Annotated in this window: 13 protein-coding genes; 5 read left to right on the forward strand and 8 right to left on the reverse strand. The window is 70.8% G+C overall.

Features of this window, described 5'->3' with window-relative positions; translation table 11 throughout:
- Positions 1-6: 6 nt before the first annotated feature.
- Positions 7-1,515 (reverse strand): IMP dehydrogenase, encoded by a 1,509-nt coding sequence (gene guaB / locus B7K20_RS09425; RefSeq protein WP_084102284.1) that lies wholly within the window; start codon positions 1,513-1,515, stop codon positions 7-9.
- A gap of 326 nt (positions 1,516-1,841) precedes the next feature.
- Between guaB and B7K20_RS09430 the strand changes: the two genes are divergently transcribed.
- Positions 1,842-2,132, forward strand: a complete 291-nt coding sequence (locus B7K20_RS09430; RefSeq protein ID WP_084102285.1) for a WhiB family transcriptional regulator — start codon at positions 1,842-1,844, stop codon at positions 2,130-2,132.
- 99 nt (positions 2,133-2,231) lie between these two features.
- Here B7K20_RS09430 and groES read toward each other — a convergent pair whose 3' ends face one another.
- The gene (groES, locus tag B7K20_RS09435) at positions 2,232-2,525 is read right to left on the reverse strand and encodes a co-chaperone GroES (RefSeq protein WP_084102286.1); all 294 of its coding nucleotides are present in this window, start codon (positions 2,523-2,525) and stop codon (positions 2,232-2,234) included.
- A gap of 202 nt (positions 2,526-2,727) precedes the next feature.
- On the opposite strand from groES, the gene B7K20_RS09440 reads away from it, so the two are divergent.
- Positions 2,728-3,903, forward strand: a complete 1,176-nt coding sequence (locus tag B7K20_RS09440; RefSeq protein WP_084102287.1) for a class I SAM-dependent methyltransferase — start codon at positions 2,728-2,730, stop codon at positions 3,901-3,903.
- Positions 3,904-3,911: 8 nt separating this feature from the next.
- Here B7K20_RS09440 and B7K20_RS09445 read toward each other — a convergent pair whose 3' ends face one another.
- Together B7K20_RS09445 and B7K20_RS09450 are read right to left on the reverse strand one after the other, a co-directional pair.
- Entirely contained in the window at positions 3,912-4,415 is a 504-nt protein-coding gene (locus B7K20_RS09445; protein WP_084102288.1) for a hypothetical protein, read from the reverse strand.
- Positions 4,416-4,424: 9 nt separating this feature from the next.
- Complete coding sequence (locus B7K20_RS09450) at positions 4,425-5,033, reverse strand: LysE/ArgO family amino acid transporter (protein ID WP_084102289.1); 609 nt, start codon at positions 5,031-5,033, stop codon at positions 4,425-4,427.
- 69 nt (positions 5,034-5,102) lie between these two features.
- Between B7K20_RS09450 and B7K20_RS09455 the strand changes: the two genes are divergently transcribed.
- The gene (locus B7K20_RS09455; protein WP_084102290.1) at positions 5,103-6,032 is read left to right on the forward strand and encodes an ArgP/LysG family DNA-binding transcriptional regulator; all 930 of its coding nucleotides are present in this window, start codon (positions 5,103-5,105) and stop codon (positions 6,030-6,032) included.
- Here the strand turns inward: B7K20_RS09455 and tsaD are convergent.
- Positions 6,013-7,053 carry a tRNA (adenosine(37)-N6)-threonylcarbamoyltransferase complex transferase subunit TsaD gene (gene tsaD, locus B7K20_RS09460; protein WP_084102291.1) on the reverse strand — a complete coding sequence of 347 codons (1,041 nt, stop codon included), beginning with the start codon at positions 7,051-7,053 and terminating at the stop codon, positions 6,013-6,015. The genes B7K20_RS09455 and tsaD overlap by 20 nt on opposite strands.
- Positions 7,054-7,146: 93 nt before the next feature.
- Between tsaD and B7K20_RS09465 the strand changes: the two genes are divergently transcribed.
- Entirely contained in the window at positions 7,147-7,746 is a 600-nt protein-coding gene (locus B7K20_RS09465) for a malonic semialdehyde reductase (RefSeq protein WP_159449381.1), read from the forward strand.
- Between the two features lie 10 nt (positions 7,747-7,756).
- Here the strand turns inward: B7K20_RS09465 and B7K20_RS09470 are convergent, their stop codons facing one another.
- Positions 7,757-9,298, reverse strand: coding sequence for a SulP family inorganic anion transporter (locus B7K20_RS09470; RefSeq protein WP_371327882.1), 1,542 nt, complete (start codon positions 9,296-9,298; stop codon positions 7,757-7,759).
- 150 nt (positions 9,299-9,448) lie between these two features.
- Here B7K20_RS09470 and B7K20_RS09475 point away from each other — a divergent pair, with 150 nt between their 5' ends.
- On the forward strand, positions 9,449-9,844 hold the full coding sequence (locus B7K20_RS09475) for a MerR family transcriptional regulator (RefSeq protein ID WP_084102293.1): 396 nt from the start codon (positions 9,449-9,451) through the stop codon (positions 9,842-9,844).
- Here the strand turns inward: B7K20_RS09475 and rimI are convergent, their stop codons facing one another.
- Entirely contained in the window at positions 9,845-10,339 is a 495-nt protein-coding gene (gene rimI, locus B7K20_RS09480) for a ribosomal protein S18-alanine N-acetyltransferase (RefSeq protein ID WP_084102294.1), read from the reverse strand.
- The gene (tsaB, locus tag B7K20_RS09485; protein ID WP_084102295.1) at positions 10,323-10,934 is read right to left on the reverse strand and encodes a tRNA (adenosine(37)-N6)-threonylcarbamoyltransferase complex dimerization subunit type 1 TsaB; all 612 of its coding nucleotides are present in this window, start codon (positions 10,932-10,934) and stop codon (positions 10,323-10,325) included. Before tsaB ends, rimI begins: the two co-directional genes overlap by 17 nt.
- Positions 10,935-10,939 lie beyond the last annotated feature (5 nt).

A 10,939-nucleotide genomic window follows, 5' to 3' on the forward strand; every position in this document is an offset into this window, starting at 1 on the left:
CTGGGGTTAGCGACCGGTGTAGTTGGGCGCCTCGACGGTCATCTGGATGTCGTGCGGGTGGCTCTCCTTGAGGCCTGCCGCGGTGATGCGCACGAACTTGCCGCGCGAGCGCAGCTCGTCGATGGTGCGTGCTCCCACGTAGAACATGGACTGGCCCAGGCCGCCCACCAGCTGACGGGCGACGTCGTGCAGCGAGCCCTTGAACGGGACGCGGCCCTCGATGCCCTCGGGGATGATGTCGTCGTCGCTCGGGGCGTCCGACTGGAAATAGCGGTCCTTCGAGTAGGAGACGCGGCCGCGGGACGCCATCGCGCCCATGGAACCCATGCCCCGGTAGAGCTTGTACTGCTTGCCGCCCACGAGCACCAGGTCGCCGGGTGCCTCCGCGCAGCCGGCGAACAGCGAGCCGATCATGACGGACTCGGCGCCCGCGACCATGGCCTTGGCGATGTCGCCCGAGTACTGCAAGCCGCCGTCGGCGATGACCGGCACACCGGCGGGTCCGGCCGCCTGGTAGGCCTCCCACACCGCCGTCACCTGCGGCACGCCCACGCCGGCGACCACGCGGGTGGTGCAGATGGAGCCGGGGCCCACACCCACCTTGACTGCGTCCACGCCCGCGTCGACGAGCGCCTGAGCACCCTCACGCGTCGCGACGTTGCCGCCGATGACCTGCACGTGAGCCGTCGCGGGGTCCGCCTTGAGGCGCTTGATCATGTCGATCATCGCCTGAGCGTGGCCGTGCGCGGTGTCGACGACGAGCGCATCGACGCCGGCCTCGACCAGCGCGGTGGCACGCTCCCAGGCGTCGCCGAAGAAGCCGACGGCGGCCGCGACGCGAAGGCGGCCGTGCTCGTCCTTGGTGGCCTTCGGGTAGCGCTCGGTCTTGACGAAGTCCTTGACGGTGATGAGGCCGGTGAGTCGGCCGTCCGCGTCCACCAGGGGTAGCTTCTCGACCTTGTGCTTGCCGAGCAGCTCGGCGGCCTCGGCGTTGGAGATGCCCTCGCTCGCGGTGATCAGCGGCATGGGGGTCATCGCCTCGCGCACCTTGAGCGCGTCGTACTCGCTGGGGTCGACGAATCGCAGGTCGCGGTTAGTGATGATGCCCAGCAGGCGGCGGTCCTCGTCCACCACGGGCAGGCCGGAGACGCGATACTTGCCGCACAGCGCGTCGAGTTCGGTCAGAGTCGCCTCGGGCCCCACGGTGACGGGGTCCGTGATCATGCCCGACTCCGAGCGCTTCACGATCTGGACCTGGTGCGCCTGGTCCTCGATCGAGAGGTTCCTGTGCAGCACGCCGATGCCGCCCTGGCGCGCCATCGCGATCGCCATGCGGGCCTCGGTGACGGTGTCCATCGCCGCGCTGAGCAGCGGGGTCGCGATGCAGATGTCGCGGGTGAGCCGAGTCGACGTGTCCACCTCGGAGGGGATGACGTCGCTCTGGCCGGGCAGGAGCAGGACGTCGTCGTAGGTCAGGCCGGTGAATCCGAAGGGGTCGTTGAGTTCAGGCGCCATGGCCAGATTCTACGTGGGGCCCGAGCACGCGGGCGACCCGCACATCGACCATGCGCGCGCCCGCGCGAGGCGTTGCAACGATGCAGACCGTCCCGCCGCACCGCGCGGCCTCTCGGCACCCCCACCGCCCCGCGCACGAACGTTGCATGAACTGGACAAAAGGGGCTTCCCAAACCCTGATCTTCCAGGTATGAATGTCAGTAGATGGCGTCACCGAAGCAGAGATCTCGCCCCCACGAGAGCTCTGAGTCGGAGTGTGTGCAGCACCGAAAGATCGTGCCTCAACGACGAGGCACGGTGAGTCTCAAACGAGATGAGGAGTGGCCATGGAAAGCATTGCCAGGCTTCCCGCACCGACGCAGGACCAGTGGGAGTGGCAGTACGAGGGGGCATGCCGTGACGCCGACCCCGATCTGTTCTTTCATCCCGAGGGCGAGCGTGGCGCCGCACGCCGCCGCCGGGCCGAGGCAGCGAAGCAATACTGCGCCAGGTGCCCCGTGCTCGACATGTGCCGCGAGCGCTCGCTCGACGCCCGCGAACCGTTCGGCGTGTGGGGCGGCATGAGCGAGGACGAGCGTCACGCGATGCTCGCCGGCCGTCTGCGCCAGGCGAGCTAGGAACGCCGCCCGCCACGGCATCGGCCGCCCCAAGCCCGCAGAAACGACAGAACCCCGGAAGGCCTGAGGCCTTCCGGGGTTCTTGCGCGTGCAGCAGCGTTACTGCAGAACGCCAAGCAGGTCGCGCGCCGAGAGGATGAGCAGCTCCTGGCCGCCGTACTTCACCTCGGTGCCGCCGTACTTCGAGTAGATGACCTTGTCACCCACCGCGACGTCGAGCGGGACGCGGTTGCCGTTGTCGTCGACGCGACCGGGGCCCACCGCCAGGACCTCGCCCTCCTGGGGCTTCTCCTTGGCGGTGTCGGGGATGACGAGGCCGGACGCGGTGGTCTGCTCGGCGGCAGAGGGCTTCACCACGACCTTGTCCTCAAGAGGCTTGATAGAGACCGACACAGCGGACCTCACCTTCCGTGATCCAGACAGATGTGTGTATCGCGGCTCATCGTCCGGCCTGCCGTCGCGGGGGTCAGGGCGGCCGATGCGGCCACGTGTCCCGTCGCCGGGACGATCCTCAATTTAGCACTCACCCACTGAGAGTGCTAACCGAATGCCGGATGTTCACCGCGCGCGAAGCGGGCCGTGCGAGGATCCTCGTATGGACGCCGTGACCGCCCGCCTGCTGCTCACGCCCGACGGCCTCGCGCTCGTGGACGCCCTGCCACCGTACGACGAGAAGCGCTCCCTCGCGATGGGCGAATCCATGCGCGCCCAGGGCGTGGACCCGAGGCTCGTGGCGGCGGCGCTCACCCAGTCGCGGCTGAGGGCCGATGCCGTGGGCAAGCTGGGGGACTTCGCCGGCGGCATGCTACTCACCCAGGACGGGTTGGAGCAGGCGACCCGGCTCACCGTGGCGGCGCGCCATGCGGCGCGCTATCGCGACGCCGGGGTGACGTCCGTGGCGGACCTCACCGCCGGGATCGGGGCCGATGCCATGGCGCTCGCCGCGCTCGGCCTCGACGTGACGGCGATCGAGCGTGATGAGGCGACCGCGCTGCTGGCCGATCACAACCTGCGCCACTGGGCGTCGGCGCGGGTGGTGCACGGGGACTCGATGTCGCTCGCTGCATCGCTCGACGTGGACGGACTCTTCGCGGACCCCGCCCGCCGCACCGCACGCGGGCGCCGGCACGACCCCCAGGACTACTCCCCCGCGCTCGACGACGTGCTGGCGCTGCGCTCATCACACCCGGCGCTGGGCGTGAAGGTGGGGCCGGCGATTCCTCACGAGGCGATCCCGGCCGATGCCGAGGCCGAGTGGGTCTCCGTCGACGGCTCGGTGGTGGAGGCGGCCCTGTGGCACGGGCCGCTCGCGACCGCGCCTGGGCACGCCGCGCTCGTGGTACGAGGGGACACGGCGCATCGCCTGACGGGCTCGACGGACCGCGCCGATGCGGGTGAGTTGACTGACTATCTCTACGAACCCGATGGCGCGGTCATCCGTGCGGGACTGGTGGGCGAGGTCGCCGCGCGCTTGGACGGCCACCTGGTGGACCCGATGATCGCGTACATCGCCGCGCCCACGCCGGTCGAGACCCCCTTCGCACGCGGGTACCAGGTGCTCGAGACCGTCCCGCTCAAGCCCAAGGCTCTCGCCGCTGCACTGCGTGCGCGCGGCGTCGGCACGGTCGATATCAAGAAGCGGGGCGTCGACATCACGCCCGAGCAGCTGCGTCCTCACCTGAAGCTCAAGGGCGACGAGCGTCTCACAGTCATCCTCACACGCATGGGCAACCGCCGGCTCGCGATCCTCGCCGAGCCGCTACCCGCCTGACGGCGGGCTCAGGTGCCAGCGCGCAGCACCTTGCTCACCATCTGCTGACTGGTCCCCTCGGCACGGGCGATCGCGCTCTGCGACTGCCCTGCGGCGTGGGCGGCACGGATGCGCGCGCGAGCCGCGTCGTCGAGCGCGCCCGCACGGGTTGAGGTGGCGCCGCCCCGGCGACCCGACATGATGGAGTCGACGCTCGCCTTGGAGATCCCGAGCGCCGCCGCCACCTCGGCGCGGCCCTCGCCTGCACCCACACGCTCGCGCACCTCGGCCACGACGGCGTCGGTAAGGCGGTTGCGGGCACTGGCGCTCCGGGTCGATGTCGCCTGCGGGCGCTGAGCGCGAGGCGAGCGCGCGGCGATCGGTCCGCCAGCATCGGCCCGCGTGCGTCCCGAGACGATCGCGGACACGCTGGTCTGGGCGACGCCAAACACGGCGGCGAGGTCCGTCTGGCGCTCGCCGGCGGCGTAGCGCTCGCGCAGCCTCACCACGTCCGCGTCGGTCAGCCTTGCCATGGCCCCACCCTAGGCTCCCAGCACGAGCGTGAAGGCAAGCCCCGCCATCACGCATGCCACGAAGCCGTCGAGCACGCGCCACGCTCCCGGACGGGCGAGGACGCCGGACAGCAGCCGCGCCCCATATCCCAGGGCCGTGAACCATGCGAGCGATCCGACCATCGCCCCGGCGGCGAAGGCCCACCGCGCGTCGCCATAGGTCCCGGCGACCGAGCCGAGGAGCACCACGGTGTCGAGGTACACGTGCGGGTTGAGCCAGGTGATCGCCAGGGTGGTGCCGACCACGGCCCACATTCTCGGTCCGGCGACAGGAGCATCGGCCGCCTGGAGCCCCGCCTCGCTGCCCCGCCACGCGCGCCTGGCCGAGAAGACCGCGTAGGTGGCAAGAAAGAGTGCGCCACCCACGCGCGCCGCGGTCTCGATCCACGGATGCGCGGAGATCAGCGCCCCCAGGCCCGCGGTGCCGACGCTGATGAGGATCGCGTCCGAGCCCGCACACACCAGAACCACCGCAAGCACGTGCTCGCGGCGCATGCCCTGGCGCAGCACGAACACGTTCTGGGCGCCGATGGCGGCAATAAGGGACAGGCCCAGGCCGAGTCCCGCAAGGAAGATCATGCGCCGACGCTAGCCGCGCCCGATCATCAGCGCCACCAAGGATTTCTCAAGTTGTATTAACTTTGCTTCATGAAGGTACCGGCCGACCTCGCCCTCACACTTGCCGCCGCGGTCGACGCGGGCTCACTCGACGCGGCTGCCCGGCGTCTGCACCTCACCCAATCCGCGGTGAGCCAGCGCCTCGCCACGCTCGAGCGCCTCACCGGCCAGGTGCTGCTGGTGCGCTCGCGCCCCGTACGGGCGACCGCCGCGGGCGAGAGCGTCATCCGCTATGCCCGCCAGGTGGCGCACCTCGACGACGCGCTGGCGTCCGAGCTGGGCGTCGCCGACGGCGCTACCGCCCTCGCGCTCGCGGTCAACGCGGACTCGCTCGCCACCTGGATCCTCGCCCCGCTCGCGGCGGCCGCGAACGAGCATGGAGTCCTGCTCCACCTGCATCGCGAGGACGAGGGCCACACCGCGGCCCTGCTCGCCAATGGCACCGTGGCTGCGGCGGTCACGACGGTTGCCACCCCGGTGCCGGGCTGCACCGTCACGCCGCTCGGGGTGCTCACCTATCGAGCCGTGGCCGCGCCTGCTTTCGCGACGCGGTGGTTCCCCGACGGGGCCACCCCGGCCGCGCTGACGACTGCCCCCGTCCTCGACTTCGACGACCGCGACACCATCCAGAGCCGCTACCTCGAGTCGCGTGGGATCGAGGCATCGGCACCGCCGCGCCACTACGTGCCGTCATCGACGGAGTTCGCGCGTGCGATTGGGCTCGGGCTCGGCTGGGCGCTGCTGCCCGGCGTTCAGCGCGACGGCCTCGACCTTGTCGAGCTAGGGGGGCCGGAGGTGCGCGTCGCCCTGTACTGGCAGCAGTGGCGCACTCACGCGCCGTCGCTCGTGGCGATGGCCGATGCCGTGAAGGCCGCCGCTCGTGACTCGCTTGAACCCGTGGCACCCGGCCCGACACTGGGCTCCGCGCCTCGCTCGACGCCTACGCGACGACGCGCGTGAGAGGCATCGACGAGTCGACGCCGTAGCCCAGGTCCGAGGGCGCCAGGCCGCGTCGCACCACGGCCGCGCCGAGCGCCGCGATCATCGCGCCGTTGTCGGTGCAGTAGCGGATGGGCGGGATCCGCACGTCGATCCCGGCCTCCTCACCGCGGCGCGTCGCCATCTCGCGCAGCTGCGAGTTCGCCGAGAACCCACCGCCGATGACCAGGGTGTCGATGCCGTGCTCGCGGCACGCGTTCAGAGTCTTCATCACGAGGACGTCGGCGACGGCATCTGCGAAGGACGCTGCGACATCGTTGATGGGAATCTCGCGCCCGGCATCGCGCTCGCGCTCCACCCAGCGGGCCACGGCGGTCTTGAGGCCGGAGAAGGAGAAGTCGTACGCGTGCTTCTCCTGGAACTTGGCCGCGGTGAGCGCGCGCGGGAAGGGGATGGCTGTGGGGTCTCCCTCGCGGGCGAGGCGGTCGATGTGCGGGCCGCCCGGGTACGGGAGCTCGAGCAGACGCCCCACCTTGTCGAAGGCCTCTCCGGCGGCGTCGTCCAACGTGTGGCCCAGCTCGGTGACCTCGGTGGCGACATCGTCAATCTTCAGCAGCGAGGTGTGGCCACCCGAGACCACCAGCGCCATGACCTTCTCGGGAAACTCGCCGTGCACCAGCTCGTCCACGGCGGCGTGGCCGATGACGTGGTTCACCCCATGCAGCGGCTTGCCAAGAGCGACGGCGAGGGACTTCGCGGCGGCGTTGCCGACGGTCAGCGATCCGACGAGGCCGGGACCGGCGGCGACGGCGATCGCGTCGACGTCCGCCAAGGTCTTGCCCGCGCGGCTCAGCGCCTCCTCGAGGGTCGGCACGAAGGCCTCGAGGTGGGCGCGGCTCGCCACCTCGGGGACGATTCCACCAAATCGCGCGTGCTCGTCCATCGACGACGCCGTGACGTCGACGAGGAGCTCGCCGCCTTGCACGAGCGCCACGCCCGTCTCGTCGCAGGTGCTCTCGATGCCCAGTACCAACGGATCCACGGGCTTGAGTCTAGTTCGCTTCGCGCGGGCGGCCGATGCCGTGGTCGGCTCTCGTGGTCCGCACGCCACCCGTATCGCGCGACAATGGTTGACATGTCTACAAACTTCGCGATCGATGCCGCTGCCCGCGCCACCCTCTTCACCGATGCCCGCTCGGCTCTGCAGTGGGATGAGCGCCCCGTCTCCATGGAGGTGGTGCGCGAGGTGTGGGATCTCATCAAGTGGGGCCCGACCGCGAACAACACCGTCCCCCTGCGCGTGCTCGCCGCCGCCTCCGAGGACGCCCGCGCGGCCGTGCTCGGCGCCGCCGCCGCAGGCAACCGAGACAAGGTCACGGCGGCACCGCTGGTGCTGGTGGCCGCCCGCGACGAGCGCTTCCACGACGCCTTCGGTGTCACCGGGGGTTCGGAGAGCGCGGCGGCGCGCTTCGAGGCCGACCCCGAGGCCCGCACCACGTTCTCGCACACCAACACCATGCTGCAGACGGGCTACCTCATCCTGGGCCTGCGGGCAGCGGGTCTCGCGGTGCGCCCCGTGGGCGGGTTCGACCGCGCCGCACTGGACTCCGCCCTGCTCGGGGACTCGTCCTGGCGCTCGGAGCTCCTGCTGCTGGTCGGCTACCCCGCCGAAAGCCACGGCGCGGGCGAGCGCAAGGGCCGTATGAGCGCGGACCAGGCCATCCGGGAGCTGTAGCCCGGCCGGCCTAGTGCCCGGCGCCCAGGTTCCCCGACAGGCGCCCGTGCCGCGCCGCCGAGTCCTCATTGAGCCCCACGATCTCCACGGACTTGCCGCGCGCCTCGTACTTGGTGCGCACCGCGTCGAGCGTCGCGACGGTGGACGCGTCCCACACGTGCGCGCCGGACATGTCGATGACGATCCGCGAGGGGTCGCCCGAGTAGTCAAACTGGTACACGAGGTCGTTTGACGAGGCGAAGAACAGCTCGCCGCTCACGGCGTAGACCCGCTCATCGTCGTCGTCGGAGGCGTCGAGCCGCGTCACCGTCGTGAGGTGCGCCACGCGCCGGGCGAAGAGGACCATCGCCGTCACGACGCCCACCAGCACGCCGTACGCGAGGTTGTGCGTCCACACCGTCACGGCGACCGTGGCGATCATGACGAGCGTCTCGGAGCGCGGCATGCGACGCAGGGTGGACGGGCGGATCGAGTGCCAGTCGAACGTCCCCACGGACACCATGATCATCACGGCGACGAGCGCGCCCATCGGCATGAGCGCCACCACGTCGCCCAGGCCCACCACGAGGATCAGCAGGAACACGCCCGCGAGGAACGTCGAGATCCGGGTGCGCGCGCCCGAGGCCTTCACGTTGATCATGGTCTGGCCAATCATCGCGCAGCCACCCATGCCGCCAAAGAAGCCGGTGATGATGTTCGCCGCGCCCTGGCCCCACGCCTCGCGGGTCTTGTTGGAGTGGGTGTCGGTGACGTCGTCGACCAGCTTCGCGGTCATGAGCGACTCGAGCAGTCCCACGAGCGCCATGGCGAGCGCATACGGCGCGATGATCTGCAGCGTCTCGAACGTCAGCGGCACGTCCGGGAACAGCAGGGACGGCAGCGACTCGGGCAGCGCGCCCTCGTCACCGACGGTCGGCACGGAGATGCCCCCGATCACCGCGGCGGCGGTGAGCAGCACGATCGCGACGAGCGGCGCAGGCACCACAGAGGTCCACCGCGGCAGGAACACCATGATCGCGATGCCGATCGCCACCATCGGGTACACGGTCCACGGCACGTCGATGAGGTGCGGCAGCTGCGAGGTGAAGATCAGGATCGCGAGCGCGTTGACGAAGCCCACCATGACGGAACGAGGGATGAAGCGCATGAGCTTCGCCACACCGAGCAGGCCCAGCCCGACCTGAATGACACCGGCCAGAATCACCGTCGCAACCAGGTAATCCAGCCCGTGCGACTCCACCAGCGGCGCGATCACGAGCGCCACGGCACCGGTGGCGGCCGAGATCATCGCGGGGCGCCCGCCGAGGAACGCGATCGAGACGGCCATCGTGAAGGACGCGAAGAGCCCCACGCGCGGGTCCACACCCGCGATGATCGAGAATGCGATCGCCTCGGGGATCAGCGCGAGCGCGACCACCAGTCCTGCGAGTACCTCCGTCTTGAGGCGCCGTGGCGAGCGCAGCGCCGCGCGCACGGAGTACGAGGCATCCGCCTCGGGCGCGCCGGTGACGGGCGCGGGCTCGGGCAGGCGGTCGGAGGGCAGGGCAGGCACAGGGGTGTCCTCACGTCGGGGATGGCGGGTGGCCGATGCTGTGGCCGGCTTTCGGCACCGCCCCGCTTTCGGCGGGGCCGAGCCGCGCAGAACTCTACCGCAACGTGAGGTTTTCGCCTCGGCTCCATGGGCACCCGGGATAATGGGGCCATGCCCGTCGACCCCGCTACCACCCACCACATCGGCGCCGTCGCCGAGCGCACCGGACTGTCACTGAGGTCCCTGCGCCACTGGGAAGAGGTGGGCCTCATCACCCCGTCCGCTCGCACCGACGGGGGCTTCCGGCTCTACACCGAGGACGACATCGACCGCATCCTGCTGGTGCGCCGCATGAAGCCGCTGGGCTACGCGCTCGAGGAGATGGGGGCGCTGCTCGAGCTGTCGGAGACCATCGCCGAGGGCGCCGACGCGGACGCGATCGCCCAACTCGACGCGCTGCTCGAGGACGCCCAGGCGCGTCGCGACAAGCTCGCCGAGCGGCTCGCGATGGCCGACGAGTTCATCGCGATCCTCGAGCGCCGTCGCACCACGGCAACGAGGGCCTGACTAGGACGTGAGGCGCAGCCGCATCACGAGCGCGTCGAGCCCCTCGGGCTGGTAGTACCGGGGACGGACGCGCACATCCTCGAAGCCATAAGCGCGATAGAGCGCCAGCGCGGCGGCGTTCGTCGTGGCGACCTCGAGCCACGCGTCGGGCGCGCCCAGCCGGCGCGCCTCCGCCAGGAAGTCGTCCATCACCGCGCGCGCGATCCCTCGCCGGCGTGCCTCAGGCGCCACGGCGAGGTTCATGAGGTGGAAGGCGTCGCCCTCGAAGCCGTAGACCGCATAGCCCGCGAGCGCGCCGTCGAATTCGACCCCGCGCCAGCGCGAGAAGCCGTGCAGGAAGTCGTCGCGAATCAGCGACGGCGACCAGGCGGAGCGCCCGAAGATCTCGCGCTCACGCTCGGCCACCCAGTCGAGATCGGCCTCGGTCAGGTCGCGCAGCACGATCCCCGACGCCGCCGGCGGAATCGGCGAGCCGGATTCAGGCAGGGACGCCATGCACGTCGGGGCGACGCAGATACATCGGCTCCACGGGGAAGTCCGTCTCGCCGGCGGCCTCACGCCTCACCGCCACGCGCGCGAGCCATGCCGGGTCCACGTCGCCGCCCTCGGCCGCGGAGAACACTTCGGGGTAGAGCAGCGCGCCGCGCCCCACGACCGTGCCGACCGTCGCGACCGCGTCTGGCGCGGCCACGGCAGGACCCTCGACCCTCACTCCGTCGCGATAGGTGGCCCAATAGACCTCCTTGCGTCGCGCATCGGCCACCACGGTGACCTCGCCGCCGTGGGCGGCCGCGAGCGCGTCGAGCGAGCACACGCCCATGACCGGCACGCCCCAGGCGAATCCCAGGGTCCGCGCCGAGACGAGGCCCACACGCAGGCCCGTGAAGGGCGCCGGGCCCGTGCCCACCACGATGCGGGAGACGTCGGCGCCGGTGACGCCGGCATCGGCCAGCACGTGCTCGACAAAGCCCGAGAGCAACTCGGCGTGCCCGCGAGGGGCGAACTCGGCGCGCTCGGACAGCACCGTCTCGGCGGCGTCGTCGAGCAGCGCCACGGAGACGGACGCGGAGGTGTCGATGGCCAGAATCATGAGGT

The organism is Demequina sp. NBRC 110051 (genome assembly GCF_002090055.1).
Lineage (GTDB): Bacteria > Actinomycetota > Actinomycetes > Actinomycetales > Demequinaceae > Demequina.